This window comes from Mycolicibacterium arcueilense, assembly GCF_058536225.1.
The window spans coordinates 116,911-136,110 of the sequence record NZ_JBZTYL010000005.1 but is presented as its reverse complement, the minus strand read 5'-3'; the positions used below and the strand labels follow the sequence as shown (position 1 = coordinate 136,110).

The window sequence follows — 19,200 nt, the reverse complement described above, 5'->3', positions numbered from 1 at the left end:
CTAGATCAGGCCGGTGACAAGAACCCCTGTAACGCCGCGGAGTACGCCGCGACGTCCCGGGCGCCCATGAACTCGCGCGCGGAGTGCATTGCCAACTGCGCCGCACCGACGTCGACGGTCGGGATCCCGGTACGTGCAGAAGTCATCGGCCCGATGGTCGACCCGCACGGCAGATCGGCGCGATGCTCGTAGCGCTGCAGGGGCACCCCGGCCTGCTCGCACGCCAGCGCGAACGCCGCCGCGGTACGACCGTCGGTGGCGTAGCGCAGATTGGGCTGCACTTTGAGCACGGGCCCGGCGTTGACCTCGATCAGGTGTCCGGGTTCGTGACGGTCCGGGTAGTTCGGGTGCGTCGCGTGTGCCATGTCGCCGGAGGCCACCATGGAGCCGGCCGTCCGGCGCAGGAAGTCTTCCCGGGAACCGTCCGCGGCGAGCACGATGCGCTCCAGCACGGTCGGCAGCAGCTCGGACTGGGCGCCGTGATCCGACGTCGAGCCGACCTCTTCGTGGTCGAACAACGCCAGCACCGGCACGTGCGCGCCGGCGTCCGCGGCCAGGAACGCCTCAAGCCCCGCGTAACAGGTGGCCTGGTTGTCCAGTCGCGGCGCGCTGACGAACTCGCGGTCGGCACCGGTGATCGCCGACGGCGCCAGGTCGTGGGTCATCAGATCAAATCCGAGCAGCCCATCCGGTTCGACCCCGGCACGCTCGGCGACGAATCGCAGGAACGACCCGGGCCGGTCCCCCAGCCCCCACACCGCGTTGACATGCCGCTGTGGGTCCGGGCTCACTCCCTTGCGGTCCTCGGAAAGGTGGATGGCGAGCTGTGGCACGCGCAAGATCGGATCGTCGACCCGCACCAACCGGTGGTCGATCCGGTTTCCGTCGCGGACCGAGAGCCGGCCGCTGATCCCGAGGTCGCGGTCGAGCCAGGAGTTCAGCCAGGCCCCGCCGTACGGCGCCAGCGCGACCACCTGCCAGCCCGCGACGACGCGGTCCGGGTGCTGCTTGACCCGCAGATTTGGGCTGTCGGTGTGGCCGCCGACCACCCGGAACGGTGCCGCTGCGTCGGCGCCCTCTGTGTTCCACGCCACCAGCGAGCCCGCTCGCACCGTGAAGAACTTCCCCGTGCCGGGCCACGCGTCCGTTTCGGCCAGCTCGGTGAATCCCGCGTCGCTCAGGCGTTGCGCCGCGGTGGCACACACGTGGAAAGGAGACGGCGACGCATCGATGAACTCGCACAGACCCTTGGCGCTTGCTGGCATCTTTTCATCTTGACCGGCGAACGCGCCGCGGGTGTCGGTAGGGTCGGTTTGTGCCCGATCCGATCCCGCAGCCGGTGCTGAACCTTCTGACGCGGGCGGCCATATTCCTGGTACTGACGATCGAGGACGACGGTGAGCAAGCCGTTCACGACGTGCTTCCCGACATATCGGGCATCGTTCGCTCGATCTGGTTCCGTGACCCGACCAAAGAGTTGTCACTCGTGGCGGGGATCGGTTCGGCCGCCTGGGACCGCTTGTTCGCCGGACCTCGCCCGGCGAAGCTGCATCCGTTCATCGCGCTGGACGGCGGTCGCCATCAGGCGCCGTCGACCCCGGGCGACGTGTTGCTGCACATCCGCGCCGACACCATGGACGTGTGCTTCCAGCTGGCCGACCGGATGCTGCAGGAGTTCGGCAGTGCCGTCAGGGTTGTCGACGAGGTGCACGGGTTCCAGTACTTCGACAATCGCGATCTGCTCGGCTTCGTCGACGGCACCGAGAACCCCAACGGGTCCACCGCGTCGGCCGCGGTTCGGATCGGCGGCGAGGACCCCGATTTTGCGGGAGCCAGCTACGTGCACATCCAGAAGTACGTGCACGCCATGACGGACTGGCGCTCCCTGTCGGTCGAGGAACAGCAGCGCGTGATCGGCCGCACCAAGCTCGACGACATCGAAATGTCCGACGATGTGAAACCTTCCAACTCCCACATCGCGCTGAACGTGATCACCGACGAAGACGGCAACGAGCTGAAGATCGTGCGCCGCAACATGCCGTTCGGTGAGCTCGGCAGCGGCGAGTTCGGCACGTACTTCATCGGATACTGTGCTGACCCGGACGTCACCGAACGCATGCTGACCAACATGTTCATCGGCGATCCGCCCGGCAACACAGACCGAATCCTGGATTTCTCGACCGCTGTGACAGGCGGCATGTTCTTCGTACCCACCATCGACTTCCTCGATGATCCACCGCCGCTTCCGGTTCCGGTCGAAGAACCCGCGACGGCCGAGCAAGACACCTCCCTGGCGATCGGCAGTCTGAAAGGAATCCCGCAATGAACAACCTGTACCGCGAGCTTGCTCCGATCACCGAGTCCGCCTGGGCCGAGATCGAACTCGAGGCCAGCCGAACCTTCAAGCGGCACATCGCCGGCCGGCGCGTGGTCGATGTCAGCGAGCCCGGCGGCCCGGTGACCGCGGCGGTCAGCACCGGCCATCTGCTCGACGTGAAATCGCCCGGTGACGGCGTGGTGGCCCACCTGCGCGACGCGCGGCCGCTGGTGCGGCTGCGGGTGCCGTTCACGGTGTCGCGCACCGCAATTGACGATGTCGAGCGCGGAGCTCAGGACTCCGACTGGGATCCGGTCAAGGAAGCCGCCAAGAAGCTGGCGTTCGTCGAGGACCGTGCGATCTTCGAGGGCTACCCGGCGGCCTCGATCGAAGGTATCCGCAGCTCGAGTTCCAACCCGGCGCTGGCCCTACCCGACGACGCCCGAGAGATTCCCGACGTGATCGCGCAGGCACTTTCGGAGCTGCGACTGGCCGGTGTCGACGGGCCGTACTCAGTGTTGCTCTCGGCGGCCACCTACACCAAGGTCAGCGAGACCACCGCGCACGGCTACCCGATCCGCGAGCACCTGAGCCGACTGGTGGACGGTGAGATCATCTGGGCGCCCGCGATCGACGGCGCCTTCGTATTGTCCACCCGCGGTGGTGATTTCGATCTACAGCTGGGCACCGATGTCTCGATCGGCTACCTGTCCCACGATGCGGAGAGCGTGCAGCTGTACCTGCAGGAGACCCTGACGTTCCTGGCCTACACCGCCGAGGCGTCCGTCGCCCTCACCGCGTAAGCGCTCTACGCTGCGGGCCTGCCTCCGCGCACGCCCGCAGCGTGAGGGCAGGCGGCGCTATCGATCAGCTGCAAAGTTCTTGTTCTGCAGCCTTTCCAGCGCCCGATCGTCAGTAAGCTCGTCCCGATAGCCTGGGTGCTGCCAATAGAAGCGGACCAACTCACGCAGATCCCGACCACCCGGCGTAATTGCACCCGCTGCGAGCACTGCAGCGGTGCCGTCAGATTTAGCCAGAACAAGAGCGTTCGGTAACTGGCGAATCGACTCAGGCACCACCCCCGTGACATCGATGATCTCGTCCCATCCGCCACTCTCCGGCTTGTAGCCCTCGGCAACCACATAGCCAGCCGGCGTCAGCCGCAGATACTTCGTACCACCACGATGAATCATCAGCCAGATAAATGGAACCCCCATCAGCGCTACCACTCCGGCCAGGAATGGGATCGAATATCGCAGAGAATGGGGCACTGGCATGTCTAGCATTCCGAGCGGCTGGAAAATAGCAAACATCACACATGAAAAAACGGCTGCGACGATCGCCGTGAAAGTTGCCACGTCAAAAATCAAGTCGGACTGTAACGTCGTTCCAAGGCCGTCACAGGAGACCCGCGGTTCGATTCTCGAAGTAATCGATCTCATCGACGGCACAGTCATGCTAATGAGCATCACCCCGAAACTGACAGATACGACAGCTGTCAAAAACTCATTGCGAGTCACGCAAATAATCGCCCAAACGGTAGCAAGGAGGCCTAGCGGAATGGCCAATACATAACCCGGCAATACCCTTCGCAATGTCATTTCGGACATACCACCTCGCCGATAACTGCGCCGAAATATCCGCCGACCCAACTACCCCCTATGTTTCCCACTCCCGCGGCAACGACCGCGCCTGGGCCGGACTCCACGAACATCGACCCGAGCGCCCAAGCGCCGACATCCCCGCCAGCGATGCCACCAGCTCCAGAAACCGCAGCGACACATGCTTTATGCCAAGTATCGGCAGTAACAGTGTCATATAGCGCGGTCGCAATACCGAGTCCGTATCCACCATACTTGGCACTTTTGCCAATGTCTTCCATGGATGCGGCCGTCATCATCGGTATTCCATTCTTTGCTTGTTTCTCAATACCAGTAAGCACACCACCCGCAACCGTTAAATCAGGATGAGTGAAAAATTCATCTGGGAGCTTCACACTCTGACCATTGGGCGGGGGCGTGGTGACTCCGCCTGTACAATTTCCGTTCGCGTCTTGCGTCATCGTTATTTCGGTGCCATCTCGCAGTGTGTACCTAGACATTTTTGTACCATCATATCTAGTTTTGTCCTGCGAGAAGGACGATGATACTAAATTTCCATTCTTATCATAATAATCGTCTGCTACAGAAGGGAGTTGCTCGCCCCATTCGTATATTTCATGCCTGCTCCCGTCCAACATCGTGATGGTTTTCCGACGCTGACCGTCCGATGTGTCCCACTCTCGTGATTCACGAACCGTTGTTGACATATCCTGTTGGCGGATCATTTGTTGTTGCAGTTGGCCTGCCGTCGAGAATGGGTTAGGAACCTCGTCTCCCGGACGCCCCAGGCCCGAAAGCGAGCCAAATACATTACCTCGCTGCAGCGGCACGAAGCCGTATGCCTTGGCTGCGTTCTGAATCGCATCGGCAGCTCCGTCGTCAGCTTCACCGACCGCAAGCAACAACTTGTTGATCTCACCCTGCTCCTGCATCGCCAACTTCTGCAGATTTTCTGCTTTCTCGGCAGACATTTGACCGGGTCTAATGAGAACCACCCATTGATCGGTGACGTGCAACTCACCCTGATCGATTTCGTCAGCCTTATTTAGCAACGGAGTCCTGGCCGCAGCAATGGATGAGCCGCCCGCCTGCATCGCCGCAGATACCTTCTCGGTGTAATCCTTGAAGCTCGACGCTGTGCGGGTTGCCCTGTCAAAACATTTGTGTCGAGGCGTCGTGCGCAGGCCCCCTCCAGGTTCGCACCTCGTCCAGTCGGTTCACACCATCGTCAAGGTTGCGCACCGCCTGGTACACCGATGCACCGCCGGCGTTGACTCCTGGCGCAGCCGAAGACAACGAATCCGGATTCCAACTCTGAAGCCGAGGACGGGAAGGGATCACTACTTGAACAATCCGTTGAAACTGCCAGCCAGAGAACCGTCTTCGACCTCATATTTATCGGCGGCACCGCGAACCGCCACACCGACGTCACCGACGCCATTGGCCATCTTCCCGACCTGCTCACTGATGTGCGCGCCTACGAGGTGAACAGCCCACTGAGTGGCCGATCCTGGAAGTCCGTCCGCAGCAGTGCTCGCCTTGTGGCCGACGTCAGCCGACTGGATGTCTCCTGAAGCAGTGCCTACTTCACTGGCAAAGCCACGCAACAGCTCGGGATTGACTAACACATGCCCCCCATACGGTGTTTCGATTCAATCGGTGCCGCTCAGGCACACAAACCATAGGTAATGAATCTAACATCGGGAGGATCGGGGCTGATGCAGAAAAATCTAGCTAGACCGAGAGAACCGCATCCAGCGCGGAGTAGAACAACCCGAGCCCGTCGTCGGACGGACCGGTCAGTGCCTCGGTGGCATGTTCGGGGTGCGGCATCAGGCCGACGACGCGACGGTTCTCCGAGCAGACGCCCGCGATTCCGCGCATCGAGCCGTTGAGGTTCTCGCGGTAGCGGAAGACCACGCGGCCCTCACCCTCGAGTTCATCGAGCACCGCCTCGGACGCGACGTACCGTCCCTCGCCCGACTTGAGCGGGATCAGCAGGTCGGCGCCGGCGTCATACCGGGTCGTCCACGCGGTGGTGTTGGAGGCAACCTCCAGCCACACGTCGCGGCAGATGAAATGCAGGCCGGCATTGCGGGTCAGTGCACCCGGGAGCAGCCCGGCCTCGCACAGCACCTGGAAGCCGTTGCAGATGCCGAGCACGGGCATGCCCTTGCCGGCCGCCTCGACAACCGAGCCCATGACGGGCGCGAACTTCGCGATCGCCCCGCAGCGCAGGTAGTCACCGTAGGAGAACCCGCCGGGGACGACGACCGCGTCGACGCCCTTCAGGTCGGCGTCGGCGTGCCACAGGTTGACCGCCTCGGCCCCGGCCAGACGGACGGCTCGGGCCGCGTCGACGTCGTCGAGCGTCCCGGGGAAGGTGATCACCCCGACACGGGTGCTCACGAGTCCTCCCGGCTCACCGAAAAGTCCTCGATAACCGTGTTGGCCAGCAGAGATTCAGCGATCTCGGCCAAGGTTTCGTCGGCTACGGAGTCATCGACTTCGAGCTCGAAACGCTTGCCTTGACGGACGTCTGCGATACCACCATGTCCGAGCCGACCAAGTGCCCCGACAATCGCCTGACCTTGCGGGTCGAGGATCTCTGCCTTGGGCATGACGTGCACAACCACCTTTGCCACGGCGCACACTCTACCGGCACGACCCTATGTAAGCCGTGCACAGTGGGTCGGCCAGCGCATCGAGCACCTGACGATCGGATGGAGCCGACCACGGAACCTGTGGTGGCGTGCTCGACCAGAGGGCCAACTCCACCACGGTGCTGTTGTCCGGATCGGCGAGCAGGTACTGGTGCAGCACCCTGGTGTTGCCGAAGTTGATCGCCGCCGCCAGCTGCCCGGGCCGGTCGGTGGTGATGGCCGTCCCAGCCCCCGGGCACGCCCGCAGCGCCGCGGCTGCCCCCTGCACCACCGCGAGCGCGGTCTCACCGCCCTGCCATGTCTCCCCGCGCCAATGCAGGACCTGGACCCGCAGTTGCCAGTGCCCGGCGGGCCGCGTCACCTCCGAGCGCGCCGCCACGGCGTAGCCGCGCGGATCCCCCGGCACGAGTGGCGACCCACATTCCTCCTCGAGCCGGAAGCGCGGTGCCACTGCGGTCACGGCCAGGCCGGCCAGTCCGGGCCAGCGGTATTCGCGGGCCAACGGGAGTTGCGACGCAGTCGCCCACGCCGAATCGGGGATGCGGTCACACAGCGGCGGGCAGTCGGCGCTGGGCTCTGACCAAGCGGAAGGGGGCGCTGCGGCCAGTCCGCAGAGCACCATCGACATCGCCACGATCACCCGCCATAGCCCCACCGAGCGCCACAATATAGGTATGCAACTCACGCATTTCGGACATTCGTGCCTACTGGCCAGCATTTCGGACACCACCGTGCTGTTCGATCCGGGTAACTTCTCTCACGGTTTCGAAGGCATCACCGGCTTGTCTGCCATCCTGATCACCCATCAGCACCCCGATCACGCCGATACCGCCCGGTTGCCGGCGCTGATCGACGCCAACCCCCAGGCCGCGCTGTATGCCGACCCGCAGACCGCCGCCCAGCTGGGTGAGCCGTGGCAGGCCGTGCATCCCGGCGACGAGTTCCGGGTCGGGTCACTGAACGTGCGCGGGACCGGCGGCAAGCATGCCGTGATCCACCCGGAAATCCCTGTGATCGACAACATTTCGTACCTGCTGGGCGACGACGAGCATCCGGCCCGGCTCATGCATCCGGGGGACGCGCTGTTCGTCCCCGGCGAACCGGTCGACGTGCTGGCCACCCCGGCGGCGGCTCCGTGGATGAAAATCTCGGAGGCCGTGGACTTCCTGCGCGCGGTCGGGCCGACGCGGGCGGTGCCGATCCATCAGGGCATCATCGAGCCGAATGCGCGGGGCATCTACTACGGACGGCTCTCCGAGATGACGAAGACCGACTTCCAGGTGCTCACCGAGGAAAACGGCACCACATTTTGACGGTTGCGGGTCAGGCGATGTCGGCTGCGGCGCCCCGTCCGGCCGCCCGGCCGGAGAAGATGCAGCCACCCAGGAAGGTGCCTTCCAGAGACCGGTAGCCGTGCACCCCGCCGCCGCCGAATCCGGCCGCCTCACCCGCGGCGTAGAGGCCGGCGAACGCGGTGCCGTCTTCCTTAAGCACCCGGGAATCCAGGTCGGTTTCCAAACCGCCCAAGGACTTTCGGGTGAGGATGTGCAGTTTGACGGCGATCATCGGACCCGCCTTGGGATCGGTGAGCCGGTGCGGCGCGACGACGCGGGTGAACCGGTCGCCGAGGTAATTTCGGGCCGCCCGGATCGCAGTCACCTGTCCGTCCTTGGTGAACTTGTTGACCACCTCGCGGTCGCGTGCGGTGACTTCTGCGGCCACGGTGGCGTAGTCGAGCTCGACCACGTCGGGCACGTCGTTCATCGCGGCCACCAGTTCGCGAAGCGAACGCGCGCTGACGAAGTCGACGCCACGGTCGACGAAGGCCTGTACCGGGGCCGGAGCGCCGGGTTTCACCCGGGCCAGCACCTCACGCACGCTGCGTGAGGTGAGGTCGGGGTTCTGTTCCTGGCCGGACAGCGCGAACTCCTTGGCGATGATCCGCGCGTCGAGGATGAACCAGGTGTAGTCCTGCCCGGTGCGGCAGATGTGTTCGAGCGTGCCCAAGGTGTCGAAGCCGGGGTACAGCGGACCTGGAAGTCGTTTTCCGTTGGCGTCCAACCACAATGACGACGGCCCGGGCAGGATGCGGATGCCGTGGTCCGGCCAGATCGGATCGTAGTTGGTGATGCCTTCGGTGTAGTGCCACATCCGGTCGCTGTTGATGACGTGCGCTCCGGCGGTCTCGGAGATACCGATCATCCGGCCGTCGACGTGCGCGGGTACGCCACTGAGCAATTGCTCGGGTACCCGGCCCATGCGGGCGGGCCAGTTCTTGCGCACCAGATCGTGGTTGCCCCCGATTCCGCCGCTGGCCACGATCACCGCAGAAGCACGGAACTCGAACTCCCCGACGGTGTTTCGCGACGAGGCCGCTCCTCGCGGCACGTCGGAGGGCTCCAGCACCGCACCCCGGACGCCGACGACGGCACCCTCGGAGACGATGAGCTCGTCGACGCGGTGCCGGTAGGCAAATCGCACCCGGGGCTCGTCCACCAGACGGCGGGCGAAGACGTCGACGATCGCCGGACCGGTGCCCCAGGTGATGTGGAAGCGAGGCACCGAGTTGCCGTGGCCCAACGCCCCGTAACCACCTCGCTCGGCCCACCCGACCAAGGGAAACGTCTGCAGACCTCGGGCCCGCAACCAACTGCGTTTCTCGCCGGCGGCGAAATCGACGTAGGCATGCGCCCACTCCCGGGGCCAGTGATCCTCGGGTCGGTCGAACCCCGCGGTGCCCAGCCAGTCCTGCAGTGCCAGCTCTTGACTGTCGCGGATGCCGAGCCTGCGCTGTTCGGGACTGTCGACGAAGAACAGGCCACCGAACGACCAGAAGGCCTGGCCACCCAGGTTTGCAGCGTTCTCCTGGTCGACGATCAGGACCCGCAAGCCCCGCTCGACGAGCTCGCATGCAGCGACCAGGCCGGCGAGACCCGCCCCCACGACAATGACATCGGCGTCTGCCATGAGACGCAAGAGTAGCCCTTGTCAGGCGGCGTCGGTCAGTACCTCAGACCCTCGCCATTGGTAGACGGTGGGCACGCACTGATGCAGCAAAGCGAGGTCGATTGCGTCCAGCATGGCCTGCCGGGGGCCGGGCCGTCGGAGGTGCCGCGCAGCGACGGCGACGCGCACCATTCCTTCGCGTCGGGCCGTCCGTTCGGCTGCGAGGACCACGGTCCGGCACCACCACGGCTCGGACAGGAATCCTTCCCCGATTCCGACCACGCGGGCGCGCGTCGTGGTCTGGCGGACCAGGTCGGTGATGCCGTTGAGGTCGGCGAGCAGACGAAAGCCGTTGCGCGGCAAAGCGGTCACCGTGCCCTGCGACACCGTCCAACCCGGGGCGGCAAACAGCCGGGTACGCAGGCCGAGGTGTTCGAGCACCCGGTCGGCACCCATCAGCCGCAGGTTGGCCTCGTGGGCGGGCAAAGAGGCGAACTCTCCGCGACGCTTCTTGGTCGCGGCCTCGTCATAGCCGTGGAGCACGATGGCGTCACCGCCGCTGCGCCGACGGGCCAGCCAGTCCACGGTGTCGGCATCGCGGTCCAACCGGTAGCCGCCCTTGAGGCGCGGCGCCACCATCATCGAGGCGGGTACGCCACGGGCATCGAGTTCGGCGCAGAACGACTCGACATCAGCCATCGTGCGATCGCTGATCTGCGATATCGAGACGATGAGTTGTCCGGTCACGCTGCCAGTGTGGCAACGTCACATGTCGGGACGGTGTCGAACACTCTGACGCCGAGTGTCCATTGGGATAGACCTGCGATCAGGCCGGCAGGACCGCTTCGATGGCCGCGATGACCTCGGGTGCATCCGGCTCGGTGCGGGGACGGAACCGGTTGGCCACCGTGCCGCCCGGGGCGAGCAGAAACTTTTCGAAGTTCCACTGGATGTCCCCGGCCTCGCCATCGGCGTCGGCGGCCTGGGTCAGCTCGGAGTACAACGGGTGACGGTCGGCACCGTTGACGTCCGTCTTGGCGAGCAAGGGGAACGTGACGCCGTAGGTGTTCGAGCAGAAGGTCTGGATCTCCTCCGCGCTGCCCGGCTCCTGGCCCATGAACTGGTTGCACGGGACGCCGACGACAGTCAGCCCGCGTCCTGCGTAGTCCTGCGCGAGCTTCTCCAGGGCGCTGTATTGCGGCGTCAGCCCGCACTTGGAGGCCACGTTGACCACCAGCGCTGCGCCGGTTGCCAACTCGGCCAACGTCGTCGGCTTGCCGTCGAGAGTGGTCAGGGGAATGTCGTTGAGGCTCATCGCAATGAGGTTAGCGGACGCCGCTCCGCCCCTTACCCGTCGAACAGGATTGCGGCCAGACTCTCCACTTTGGCGATCGGGTCTCCCCCGGTGTCGATCGCGTCGTTGAGCCACAACATCGAAAACCCGTGCACCAGGGACCATGCGGCGAGCGCCGCACCTTCCGGGTCGGCTGCGGCCTTGGGGTCGGCCAGGGTGCCCACGCCGCGGCTGAGTTCGGCGCCGGCCGCCGACGAGGCCGCAACCAGTTCGGGGTCGGTGTCGTCGTAGAGCGATTTGTCGAACATCACCTCGTAGTGGCCGGGGTGGTCGAGGGCGAACCGCACGTAGGCCTTCGCGGCGTCGATGAATTGCGGCCTGGCCCCGGTCAGCGCCGCCGCCAGCAACTGAAACCCTTCGGTGGCCAGGGCGGTGAACAGCCCGCGCCGGTCCGTGAAGTGGTGCGCTGGGGCCGCGTGGGAGACCCCGGCCGCCCGCGCGAGCTCGCGCAGCGAGATGCCGTCGGCGCCGCGTTCGGCGACCAGGGCGGCGGCCTGCGCGAGGATCGCGGCCTTGAGGTCGCCGTGGTGATAGCCCATGTGGTCCATCCTAATCCCGCATCTTGACAGCGGCTAGATCAGGCGTAGCGTGTCGATCTAGGCATTGACAAGATGGGAGCCCGCGATGGCCGTCTTTCTGACCCTGATTCTCGGCAGCGTGACAGCTCGGGTGATCGGACTCTTCGGCGTGCACTACCTCGACAGCTGGCCTGAGGCCATCGCCGTGGGACTGGCCGCGATGTTCGTCATGACCGGCGTCGCACACTTCGCCAACCCGTTGCGGCGCGACATGATCGCCATCGTGCCGCCCGCTCTCCCGGCGCCCGGCATCCTGGTGACGGCCACCGGCGTACTGGAGTTGGCCGGCGCCGTCGGCCTGCTCTACCCGCCCACCCGCACGGCGGCGGCAGTGTGCCTGTTCCTGCTCATGCTGGCCATGTTCCCGGCCAACGTCTATGCGGCCCGGATGCCCGACCCACCGAAGTCGATGACCTCGCGGTTAGGCGTCCGGACCGCCGAAGAGGCTGTCTACCTGGCCGCGGCCGTAGTTGTCGCCGTCGGCGGCGGCTAACAGCCAGGCGTACTGGAACGCGGCTTCCTTCCAGCGCTCGTAGCGTCCGGACAGTCCGCCGTGACCGGCCACCATCTCGGTCTTGAGCAGCACCGGATGACCGTCGGTCTTCGTGTGTCGCAGTGCGGCAACCCATTTGGCCGGTTCGACGTAGTACACCCGGGTGTCGTTGAGTGAGGTCATCGCCAGGATGGCCGGATAGTCCTGTGCCGCCACGTTCTCGTAGGGCGTGTAGGACTTCATATACCGGTACACCTCGGGGTCCTCCAACGGATTTCCCCACTCGTCCCACTCGGTCACAGTCAGCGGCAACGACGGATCCAGGATCGTCGTCAGCGCATCGACGAACGGCACCTGGGCCAGGATCCCCGCGAACAACTCCGGGGCCATGTTGGCCACCGCGCCCATCAACAAGCCACCGGCACTGCCGCCGAGGGCCACCAGATTCTGCGGACGGGTCACTCCGGTGTCGATGAGATGGCTTGCCGCCGCGATGAAATCGGTGAAGGTGTTGGTCTTCTCCAGCAGCTTGCCGTGCTCGTACCACGGCCGGCCCAACTCGCCGCCGCCGCGCACATGGGCGATCACGAACACCATGCCGCGGTCCAGCAGCGACAACCGGGCGATCGAGAACCGCGGATCCTCACACGACTCGTAGGCCCCGTAACCGTAGAGCAGCGCCGGTGCAGGGAACTGCAACCCGGCCCGGTGGATGATCGAGATGGGAACCCGGGCACCGTCGGGCGCCGTCGCCCAATCCCGGCGCTCCACATAGTCTTCCGGCCGGTAACCGCCCAGCACCGGCTGCTCCCGCAGCAGCGTGCGCTCGCCGGTGGCCAGGTCCAGGTCGTAGATCCGCGCCGGCGTGATGAACGAGGTGGCACCGATCCGCAACTTCGGGGTGGACCAGTTCGGATTGCCACCCATCCCCGCGGCGGTCAGCTCGGAGTCGAAGGTCAGCTCCTCGCGCGTGCCATAGCCGTCGGCGGTCAGCGGCCACAGCGCCATCTTCGGCAATGCGTCACTGCGGTAACTGATCACCAGAAATCCGTCGAACGCGTCGACGCCGTCCAGGCGGACATCGGACCGGTGCTCGATCAGGGGGCGCAGGTCACTGGGATCGCTGACCGGGGCGTCCACCAGCATGAAGTTCTCGGCGCCGTCGTTGTGCAGGATGAGGAACCGGTCCTCGCCCCCGACCACGGCGTGCTCGACGGAGTACTCCACCAGGTCGCGTCGCTCCCACACCGTGGTGAGCTCGGCGGTCGGGTCAGTCGCATCGACATAGCGGACCTCGGTGGTGACCGCGCTGCCCGACGCGACGAACAGGTATTTGTCGCTGCGGCTGCGACCGATCGCGACCCAGAACCGTTCGTCCGGTTCGTGATACACCTTCTCGGCGGGCAGGCCCGACGCCAGCCGGTGCCGCCACACGGTGTCAGGCCGCCAGGCGTCGTCCACCGTGGTGTAGTACAGGGTGCGACTGTCGGCCGCCCAGGTACCGCCCGCGCCGATCCCGGCGATCGTGTCGTCATAGAGCTCACCGGTGCGTAAGTCCTTGAACTTCAAGGTGTATCGCTCGTCGCCCAGGACGTCCACCGAGTAGGCCAGGATATTGCCGTCGAGACTCACCGTGGCTGCACCGAGCGAGAAGTACTCGTGGCCGTCGGCCTCGACATTCTCGTCCAGCAGGATCTGTTCGCCCGGGATCTTGGCACCCTCGTCGAGCTGGGGCGGCGTCCAGTCGTCGGGATCGCCGATCGGGCACCGGCAATGCACCGCGTACTGCTTGCCCTCGAAGCTGCGCGCGTAGTACCACCAACCGTTGCGGCGCATCGGCACCGAGAGGTCGGTTTCCTTGGTACGCGCCTTGATCTCGTCGAAGATCTTCTGCCGCAACGGCTCCAGATGCCCGGTGGCGTCCTCGGTGTAGGCGTTCTCGGCCTCCAGGTGCGCGATGACCTCGGGGTTGTCCTTGTCCCGCAACCACTCGTAGGGGTCGATGAACACATCACCGTGGTGCTCGCGGCGGTGGTTGCCCCGCTTGGCGACCGGCGGCTGAACAGACGGGGTCATGCGCCGATCCAATCCGCGAACCGCAGACCCGAAATCCGTTCGTACGCCTCGATGTACCGGTCTCGGGTGGCTGCCACGATCGCTTCGGGCAGCGGTGGCGGCGGGGTGTCGCCGTGCCGGTCCCAGCCAGAGTCCGGCCCGGTCAGCCAATTGCGGACGAACTGCTTGTCGAAGCTGTCCTGAACGACACCCTGCTGATAGGTCTCGGCGCGCCAGTACCGGGACGAATCCGGGGTGAACACCTCGTCGGCCAGCACCACGTTGCCGTGCGCATCGACGCCGAACTCGAACTTCGTGTCGGCGATGATGATGCCCTTCGTCAACGCATGGTCGGCGCCTTGCAGGTAGGTCTGCAGGGTGCGTTCCTTCAGCTGGTTGGCCAGCACCGGCCCGACCAGGTCGATCACCTGCGCGAACGAGATGTTCTCGTCATGCTCACCGATGTCGGCCTTGGTCGCCGGGGTGAACAGCGGCTCGTCGAACCTGCTCGCCTCCCCCAGGCCCGGCGGCAGCGGGATGCCGCACACCGACCCCGACGCCTGGTAGTCGATCAGCCCCGAACCGGTCAGGTAGCCCCGGGCCACACATTCCACCGGCAGCATCTTCAGTTGCTTCACCACCAGCGCGCGGCCAAGGACCTCGGCCGGGATGCGCTCGTCGTCCGGCGGCCCGGCGAGATGATTGGGCGCGCTGATCAGGTCGAAGAAGAACACGCTCATCGCCGTCAGGATCCGGCCCTTGTCCGGGATCTGCGAATCGAGGACATAGTCGTAGGCAGAGATGCGGTCGGACGCCACGAACAGCAGGTGCTCGTCGTCGATGCGGTACAACTCACGGACCTTGCCGCTTGCCAGGTGCTGGTAGTCGGACAGAGCAGGACGCATTGGGTCAGCCTATGTGTTGGGATCGGTCTCATGAGATCGCGGTACCTGCCCTATGCCAGCAGACCTGGCCGCTTGTTGGCCCAGTTGTTCAGCGACGTGGCCGTCATCACATGGACCGCAGTGTGGATATTGGTCGGGATGGCCGTGCATTCGGCGGTGGCGACCATCGCTGAGGTCGGCAGGCAGGTCGAAAGCGGCGCCAACGGGGTCGCCGACAACCTGGGCTCGGCCGGCGACAGCACCGACCACGTTCCGCTGGTCGGCGACACCCTGAGCAAGCCGTTGCGCGCCGCCAGCGAGGCCGCCCTCGACATCGCCGGCGCCGGTCACAACCTGGACAGCACCGCGAGCTGGCTGGCCTGGGTGTTGGCCCTGGCAGTGGCCGCCGCTCCGATCCTTTTCGTCGCCATGCCGTGGCTGTATCTGCGGGCACGGTTCTTCCGGCGCAAGTGGACCGCGATCACCCTGGCCTCGACGAGCGCCGGCGAACAGCTGCTGGCGCTGCGGGCCCTGGCCAACCGGCCGCTGGCCAAGCTGACCGCGGTGTCCGACGACCCTGTCGGCGCGTGGCGCAGTCAAGATCAGCGGGCCATTCGCGGCCTGGCCGCCCTCGAGCTGCGTTCCGCCGGCATGCGTCTGCGCCGCATCGAGTGACCCCCCGAGTGATTTCGGTGCGTTTAGTAACGCCCACCGTTACCAAACGCACCCAAATCGCAGGGGTTGGAACCGTTTGACCGGGACAGCGCGTCCAATCCCGTGTGATCGACGATTACCTGCGTGACCATGACGGCGTGATCACCCTTGCTCAGGCACAGCAAGCTGGTTTGAGCAAGCAGGCGGTCTACCGCAGGGTCCGCTCCGGAAAATGGCTCCGCTGCTCACCAGGGGTTTACTTCGCAGACGATCGACCGTTCACCGATTCAGCCCGGGTGAGGGCCGCGGTGTGGTCGGCAGGGCCGAACGCAGCAGCAAGCGGACTCGCCGCCGCCTGGTGGCATGAGGTCACGAAGTACGCGCCCGACACGGTCGAGGTGACGATCCCCAGAACCGGCCATCACCCACAGCGGCACGGCATCAAACTCCGGCGGCGGGATCTCGAACCCCGCGACATCGTGGAGCGCCGCGGTTTGCGGGTGACCGCGCTACCGCTGACAGTCGTGGAAGCCGCGGCCCGGCGAGGTGGCGGCGCCAAGCTCATGGACAGTGCGTTGCAGCGCCACACCAACCTGCATGATCTGTGGCGGGCGCATCTACGAAACAAGGGTAGGCACGGTTCGCCCGCCGCCCGCATCCTGCTCATCGCCGCGGCCGACGGCGCCCGCTCGGCAGCCGAACGCCTGCTGATCAAGCTCCTCAGAGAAGCCGGTATCACCGGCTGGAAGGCCAACTACCGACTGGGTCGCTACGTGATCGACGTGGCCTTTCCCTCCGCCAACCTAGCGATCGAAACCGACGGCTGGGCATTCCACAGCGATCAGGAGGACTTCCAGAAGGACCGGGTCAAGCAGAACGAAATCGCGCTGCTGGGCTGGCAGGTGCTGCGATTCACCTGGCTCGACCTCACCGAATACCCGCAGCGGGTCATCGCCGAGATCAGGTTCGCTATCCAGTGCCGCTCAAGCGCCGCAGCCAGCTTCCGAACGGGTGCCGCACGGTGACAGATCCCATCCGCACCCGGCCGCGCACCACGAGGTGCAGCTGGTCCGACGGTGGGCTGGTGCGCACCTTGACGGTGGCGCTGCCGGCGATGGCGTTGACGCCGTTGAGGTCGGCGGTGGCCGACGCAGGCACGATGAGCTCTGTCGAGCTGCAGTAATCGTCGAGGACGATGTCCACGACCGGACCGTTCAGGACGGCCGACGTGAAGTCCAAGGTGGTGCTGCACAGCCGGGTGGTCATGTGCAGGGCGGGCGGCACCGTCCACTGTCCGCGCCGCACGACCGAGGACATCCAGCCGCGCAGCTCCTCGGGTGCCGCGCCCGGGGTCTGTATGGCCGGCCGTCCCACCGGCAGGTCGGCCAAAACTGCATTCAGCTCGCCGCGGGTCCGGGCGGCCAGGGCGGCGTCGTAGCGCTCGCTGAACTCGTCGAGCGTGATCATGCCTTCGGCTACCGCGCGTTCGAGCAGTTGTCCCACCTTCGCGCGCTCGGCGTCTGAGACTCGCAGGTGGTCATTCTGGCCTGAGTCCATGCCCCGAGATTAGGCGAACGACGCGCCCGACCACCACGACGACGACTGCCAGCCACGCCACGAATGCGATCCAGAAGAACACCTGCGACACGACAGCCAGTGCATTCCAACCGGTTTCGAGGGCCAAGCCGAATGCGGCCACCGAGTACATGCCCAAGGGGAACACCGCGGGCCAGTCGAGCATCTGGCGCCAGCTCGTGATCGCCAGGGGCACGATCTGCACGGTGGCAACAACAAAGGTCGCGATGGTGAGGACGCGCACCGCATCGGCGATCGGGCCGGGGTGCAGCGCACCATAGATGTGTTCGCCGGCCAGCGTTGCGATTGCCAGGCCACCCATCAGAATCCAGTGATCGGGTGGGACATTGCGCCGAACGTCGGGCTCACCGAGTGCCCGCCACGCGATGAGCAAGGTCATCACGCCGTACAGGCACAGGGCGATACCCCAGAAGATGAACCCCCAGAACATGATTCCCTCAGCGACGAAGATGAGCGAAAGCGCGGACGTCCCGACGCTGGCCAGCTCCCAGGTGCCACGGGCACGATCCCGCAGGCCGGTCGGTCCCAGCCGCCGCATCTGGACCAGCAGCATCGGGGTCAGCGCCAGCCAGCCGGCAAGACCCATCCCTCCCAGGATCCACAGCGCGGGCCCATACCCGGCGAACCGGGCGGCCAGCACCGCGCATGCCGCCACATACGTGAACAAGCCGACGATCGCGTCGATGCTCTGCAGATCGAGGGATCGCCAACGGAGGACGGCGAGATACATCAGGACCGGCAGCCCGAGCGCCGCGAGCACCGCCAGGGGCCAGCTGATGACGCCGTAGCCGTGCTGCACCGCGGAGATCGACACGATGCCGGTCGCCATGACGGCGGCGAACGACTCGGGTTTCACGCCCCGAGCTCCACCACCAGATGTCGGATACCGGTATGACGGTTGCTGCGGGTCCATTCGACGGGCTTCACCAGGCGAGCCGACGAGAACCGGGTGAGGAGCTCCTCGAACAACACCCGCAATTCCAGCCGCGCCAGATTGGCGCCCAGGCAGTAGTGGATGCCGTAGCCGAAACCCAAGTGCGGATTGGGTTTACGGGTGATGTCGAAAACGTCCGGTTGCGCGAACACCAGCGAATCCCGGTTCGCCGACCCTTCCCACACCTGCACCTTCTGCCCGGGCTCGATGTCGCAGCCGCCGAGGGTCACCGCGCGGGTTGCGGTGCGGCGCTTGGACGGTGACGGCGAGGACCAGCGCACCATCTCTTCGATTGCCGTCGGCAGTTCACCCAGATCGTCCTGCAACAACGCCATCTGCGAAGGGTTTTCGATCAGCGCCAGCAGGCCGCCGGCCACCGAGTTGCGGGTGGTCTCGGCGCCCGCGCTGAACAGCAGGCTGAAGAACAGGTAGAGCTCCAAATCAGACAAAGAAGCATCCGTGGCGTTGGCCACCACCGACAGCATGTCGTCGGTGGGCTCGGCCCGCTTCGCCGCGATCAATTCGGAGCCGTAGGTGTACATCCGCGATCCGGCCTCTTCGGCCGACATCTGCGGCATGGCCGCCGACCGGGAACCTCCGAAGTCGAACTGGGGCTCGATCGCGTGGAACAGCCAATGCCGTTCGGATTCAGGCACTCCCAGCAGGATGCAGATCATCTGCATCGGCAGCTCGGCGGCGACGTCGACCAGGAAGTCGAACGGCTCACCCGGGGAGATCTCATCGAGCAGCCGGCGGGTTCGCGCCCTCAGGTCGTCTTCGACCCGGCGGATCATCCGCGGGGTCAGCCCGGAACTGACCAGTCGCCGGATCTCGGCATGCCGCGGGTCGTCCATCATGTTGAGCACCTGGCCCGCAATGGCCAGGTCCTGCAGCAGCGTGCCGCCGTAGGGCCGGGAGCCGCCGGTCACCGAGGAATAGGTCTCGGCGTCCCGCAGTACCGCAAGGGTTTCGGCGTGGGTGGCCACCGACCAGAAGCCCTCGCCGTCCGGGGTGTGCTCGGTCGGCTCGTGCCAGTACACCGGCGATTCGCGGCGGTGCGCGGCGAACAACTCGTGCGGAAAACCGGCAGCGAAGTTGTCCAGGTCGGTGAGGTCGGCCGCCAAC

The 19,200-nt window shown here is 65.6% G+C and carries 22 protein-coding genes; 6 read left to right on the top strand and 16 right to left on the bottom strand.

Features of this window, described 5'->3' with window-relative positions; all coding sequences use genetic code 11:
• Window positions 1-5: 5 nt before the first annotated feature.
• Entirely contained in the window at window positions 6-1,265 is a 1,260-nt protein-coding gene (locus tag AC4LGL_RS01625) for a M18 family aminopeptidase (RefSeq protein WP_491837322.1), read from the bottom strand.
• A 50-nt stretch (window positions 1,266-1,315) separates the two neighbouring features.
• Here AC4LGL_RS01625 and AC4LGL_RS01620 point away from each other — a divergent pair, with 50 nt between their 5' ends.
• Together AC4LGL_RS01620 and AC4LGL_RS01615 are read left to right on the top strand one after the other, a co-directional pair.
• Entirely contained in the window at window positions 1,316-2,326 is a 1,011-nt protein-coding gene (locus AC4LGL_RS01620; protein ID WP_491837321.1) for a Dyp-type peroxidase, read from the top strand.
• Window positions 2,323-3,120 (top strand): family 1 encapsulin nanocompartment shell protein, encoded by a 798-nt coding sequence (locus AC4LGL_RS01615; RefSeq protein ID WP_064884745.1) that lies wholly within the window; start codon window positions 2,323-2,325, stop codon window positions 3,118-3,120. Before AC4LGL_RS01620 ends, AC4LGL_RS01615 begins: the two co-directional genes overlap by 4 nt.
• 57 nt (window positions 3,121-3,177) lie before the next feature.
• Here the strand turns inward: AC4LGL_RS01615 and AC4LGL_RS01610 are convergent, their stop codons facing one another.
• The 6 genes from AC4LGL_RS01610 to AC4LGL_RS01585 all read right to left on the bottom strand — a co-directional run bounded on the left by AC4LGL_RS01610 (window position 3,178) and on the right by AC4LGL_RS01585 (window position 7,209).
• Window positions 3,178-3,927 (bottom strand): hypothetical protein, encoded by a 750-nt coding sequence (locus AC4LGL_RS01610; RefSeq protein ID WP_491837320.1) that lies wholly within the window; start codon window positions 3,925-3,927, stop codon window positions 3,178-3,180.
• Window positions 3,915-5,012 carry a hypothetical protein gene (locus tag AC4LGL_RS01605; RefSeq protein ID WP_491837319.1) on the bottom strand — a complete coding sequence of 366 codons (1,098 nt, stop codon included), beginning with the start codon at window positions 5,010-5,012 and terminating at the stop codon, window positions 3,915-3,917. The genes AC4LGL_RS01610 and AC4LGL_RS01605 overlap by 13 nt, the downstream gene beginning before the upstream one ends.
• A 246-nt stretch (window positions 5,013-5,258) precedes the next feature.
• Window positions 5,259-5,546 carry a WXG100 family type VII secretion target gene (locus AC4LGL_RS01600; RefSeq protein ID WP_491837318.1) on the bottom strand — a complete coding sequence of 96 codons (288 nt, stop codon included), beginning with the start codon at window positions 5,544-5,546 and terminating at the stop codon, window positions 5,259-5,261.
• A gap of 106 nt (window positions 5,547-5,652) precedes the next feature.
• Entirely contained in the window at window positions 5,653-6,327 is a 675-nt protein-coding gene (gene purQ / locus AC4LGL_RS01595) for a phosphoribosylformylglycinamidine synthase subunit PurQ (RefSeq protein WP_064884738.1), read from the bottom strand.
• Window positions 6,324-6,563 (bottom strand): phosphoribosylformylglycinamidine synthase subunit PurS, encoded by a 240-nt coding sequence (purS, locus tag AC4LGL_RS01590; protein ID WP_054603966.1) that lies wholly within the window; start codon window positions 6,561-6,563, stop codon window positions 6,324-6,326. Before purS ends, purQ begins: the two co-directional genes overlap by 4 nt.
• Window positions 6,564-6,573: 10 nt before the next feature.
• Window positions 6,574-7,209, bottom strand: coding sequence for an ATPase (locus AC4LGL_RS01585; protein ID WP_491837557.1), 636 nt, complete (start codon window positions 7,207-7,209; stop codon window positions 6,574-6,576).
• Window positions 7,210-7,255: 46 nt separating this feature from the next.
• Here AC4LGL_RS01585 and AC4LGL_RS01580 point away from each other — a divergent pair, with 46 nt between their 5' ends.
• On the top strand, window positions 7,256-7,894 hold the full coding sequence (locus tag AC4LGL_RS01580; RefSeq protein ID WP_491837317.1) for an MBL fold metallo-hydrolase: 639 nt from the start codon (window positions 7,256-7,258) through the stop codon (window positions 7,892-7,894).
• 10 nt (window positions 7,895-7,904) lie between these two features.
• Here AC4LGL_RS01580 and AC4LGL_RS01575 read toward each other — a convergent pair whose 3' ends face one another.
• The 4 genes from AC4LGL_RS01575 to AC4LGL_RS01560 all read right to left on the bottom strand — a co-directional run bounded on the left by AC4LGL_RS01575 (window position 7,905) and on the right by AC4LGL_RS01560 (window position 11,420).
• Window positions 7,905-9,548, bottom strand: a complete 1,644-nt coding sequence (locus AC4LGL_RS01575) for an FAD-binding dehydrogenase (protein WP_491837316.1) — start codon at window positions 9,546-9,548, stop codon at window positions 7,905-7,907.
• 21 nt (window positions 9,549-9,569) lie between these two features.
• Window positions 9,570-10,274 carry a DUF2334 domain-containing protein gene (locus tag AC4LGL_RS01570; RefSeq protein WP_491837315.1) on the bottom strand — a complete coding sequence of 235 codons (705 nt, stop codon included), beginning with the start codon at window positions 10,272-10,274 and terminating at the stop codon, window positions 9,570-9,572.
• A gap of 79 nt (window positions 10,275-10,353) precedes the next feature.
• The gene (locus AC4LGL_RS01565) at window positions 10,354-10,842 is read right to left on the bottom strand and encodes a glutathione peroxidase (protein WP_491837314.1); all 489 of its coding nucleotides are present in this window, start codon (window positions 10,840-10,842) and stop codon (window positions 10,354-10,356) included.
• 32 nt (window positions 10,843-10,874) lie between these two features.
• Complete coding sequence (locus AC4LGL_RS01560; protein ID WP_491837313.1) at window positions 10,875-11,420, bottom strand: TetR/AcrR family transcriptional regulator; 546 nt, start codon at window positions 11,418-11,420, stop codon at window positions 10,875-10,877.
• 85 nt (window positions 11,421-11,505) lie between these two features.
• On the opposite strand from AC4LGL_RS01560, the gene AC4LGL_RS01555 reads away from it, so the two are divergent.
• Window positions 11,506-11,952 carry a DoxX family protein gene (locus AC4LGL_RS01555; protein ID WP_491837312.1) on the top strand — a complete coding sequence of 149 codons (447 nt, stop codon included), beginning with the start codon at window positions 11,506-11,508 and terminating at the stop codon, window positions 11,950-11,952.
• On the opposite strand, the gene AC4LGL_RS01550 is transcribed toward AC4LGL_RS01555, so the two are convergent.
• Together AC4LGL_RS01550 and AC4LGL_RS01545 are read right to left on the bottom strand one after the other, a co-directional pair.
• Complete coding sequence (locus tag AC4LGL_RS01550; RefSeq protein WP_491837311.1) at window positions 11,881-14,028, bottom strand: S9 family peptidase; 2,148 nt, start codon at window positions 14,026-14,028, stop codon at window positions 11,881-11,883. The genes AC4LGL_RS01555 and AC4LGL_RS01550 overlap by 72 nt on opposite strands.
• Window positions 14,025-14,912 (bottom strand): phosphoribosylaminoimidazolesuccinocarboxamide synthase, encoded by an 888-nt coding sequence (locus AC4LGL_RS01545; protein WP_491837310.1) that lies wholly within the window; start codon window positions 14,910-14,912, stop codon window positions 14,025-14,027. Before AC4LGL_RS01545 ends, AC4LGL_RS01550 begins: the two co-directional genes overlap by 4 nt.
• Before the next feature lie 30 nt (window positions 14,913-14,942).
• On the opposite strand from AC4LGL_RS01545, the gene AC4LGL_RS01540 reads away from it, so the two are divergent.
• Both AC4LGL_RS01540 and AC4LGL_RS01535 read left to right on the top strand, forming a co-directional pair.
• A complete protein-coding gene (locus AC4LGL_RS01540) occupies window positions 14,943-15,566 on the top strand; it encodes a hypothetical protein (RefSeq protein WP_491837309.1) in 624 nt (207 codons plus the stop codon).
• A gap of 104 nt (window positions 15,567-15,670) precedes the next feature.
• On the top strand, window positions 15,671-16,570 hold the full coding sequence (locus AC4LGL_RS01535) for a PDDEXK-like endonuclease domain-containing protein (RefSeq protein ID WP_491837308.1): 900 nt from the start codon (window positions 15,671-15,673) through the stop codon (window positions 16,568-16,570).
• On the opposite strand, the gene AC4LGL_RS01530 is transcribed toward AC4LGL_RS01535, so the two are convergent.
• Genes AC4LGL_RS01530 through AC4LGL_RS01520 form a run of 3 tightly spaced genes read right to left on the bottom strand, consistent with a single transcriptional unit; the run spans window position 16,515 to window position 19,199 of the window.
• Window positions 16,515-17,102, bottom strand: a complete 588-nt coding sequence (locus tag AC4LGL_RS01530; RefSeq protein WP_135358707.1) for a DUF1707 SHOCT-like domain-containing protein — start codon at window positions 17,100-17,102, stop codon at window positions 16,515-16,517. The genes AC4LGL_RS01535 and AC4LGL_RS01530 overlap by 56 nt on opposite strands.
• Window positions 17,083-17,997, bottom strand: a complete 915-nt coding sequence (locus tag AC4LGL_RS01525; RefSeq protein WP_491837307.1) for a tellurite resistance/C4-dicarboxylate transporter family protein — start codon at window positions 17,995-17,997, stop codon at window positions 17,083-17,085. Before AC4LGL_RS01525 ends, AC4LGL_RS01530 begins: the two co-directional genes overlap by 20 nt.
• Window positions 17,994-19,199: a cytochrome P450 gene (locus AC4LGL_RS01520; protein ID WP_491837556.1), complete on the bottom strand. Its 1,206-nt coding sequence runs from the start codon at window positions 19,197-19,199 to the stop codon at window positions 17,994-17,996. The genes AC4LGL_RS01525 and AC4LGL_RS01520 overlap by 4 nt, the downstream gene beginning before the upstream one ends.
• Between the last annotated feature and the right edge of the window lies 1 nt (window position 19,200).

What these genes read in the sequence shown, in the direction of transcription:
- AC4LGL_RS01545 (WP_491837310.1), bottom strand. Translation starts at nt 14,912, where the DNA reads ATGCGTCCTGCTCTGTCCGACTACCAGCACCTGGCAAGCGGCAAGGTC.
- AC4LGL_RS01610 (WP_491837320.1), bottom strand. Translation starts at nt 3,927, where the DNA reads ATGTCCGAAATGACATTGCGAAGGGTATTGCCGGGTTATGTATTGGCC.
- AC4LGL_RS01555 (WP_491837312.1), top strand. Translation starts at nt 11,506, where the DNA reads ATGGCCGTCTTTCTGACCCTGATTCTCGGCAGCGTGACAGCTCGGGTG.
- AC4LGL_RS01580 (WP_491837317.1), top strand. Translation starts at nt 7,256, where the DNA reads ATGCAACTCACGCATTTCGGACATTCGTGCCTACTGGCCAGCATTTCG.
- AC4LGL_RS01550 (WP_491837311.1), bottom strand. Translation starts at nt 14,028, where the DNA reads ATGACCCCGTCTGTTCAGCCGCCGGTCGCCAAGCGGGGCAACCACCGC.
- AC4LGL_RS01540 (WP_491837309.1), top strand. Translation starts at nt 14,943, where the DNA reads ATGAGATCGCGGTACCTGCCCTATGCCAGCAGACCTGGCCGCTTGTTG.
- AC4LGL_RS01530 (WP_135358707.1), bottom strand. Translation starts at nt 17,102, where the DNA reads ATGGACTCAGGCCAGAATGACCACCTGCGAGTCTCAGACGCCGAGCGC.
- AC4LGL_RS01585 (WP_491837557.1), bottom strand. Translation starts at nt 7,209, where the DNA reads ATGTCGATGGTGCTCTGCGGACTGGCCGCAGCGCCCCCTTCCGCTTGG.
- AC4LGL_RS01625 (WP_491837322.1), bottom strand. Translation starts at nt 1,265, where the DNA reads ATGCCAGCAAGCGCCAAGGGTCTGTGCGAGTTCATCGATGCGTCGCCG.
- AC4LGL_RS01605 (WP_491837319.1), bottom strand. Translation starts at nt 5,012, where the DNA reads ATGCAGGCGGGCGGCTCATCCATTGCTGCGGCCAGGACTCCGTTGCTA.
- AC4LGL_RS01565 (WP_491837314.1), bottom strand. Translation starts at nt 10,842, where the DNA reads ATGAGCCTCAACGACATTCCCCTGACCACTCTCGACGGCAAGCCGACG.
- AC4LGL_RS01560 (WP_491837313.1), bottom strand. Translation starts at nt 11,420, where the DNA reads ATGGGCTATCACCACGGCGACCTCAAGGCCGCGATCCTCGCGCAGGCC.
- AC4LGL_RS01615 (WP_064884745.1), top strand. Translation starts at nt 2,323, where the DNA reads ATGAACAACCTGTACCGCGAGCTTGCTCCGATCACCGAGTCCGCCTGG.
- AC4LGL_RS01575 (WP_491837316.1), bottom strand. Translation starts at nt 9,548, where the DNA reads ATGGCAGACGCCGATGTCATTGTCGTGGGGGCGGGTCTCGCCGGCCTG.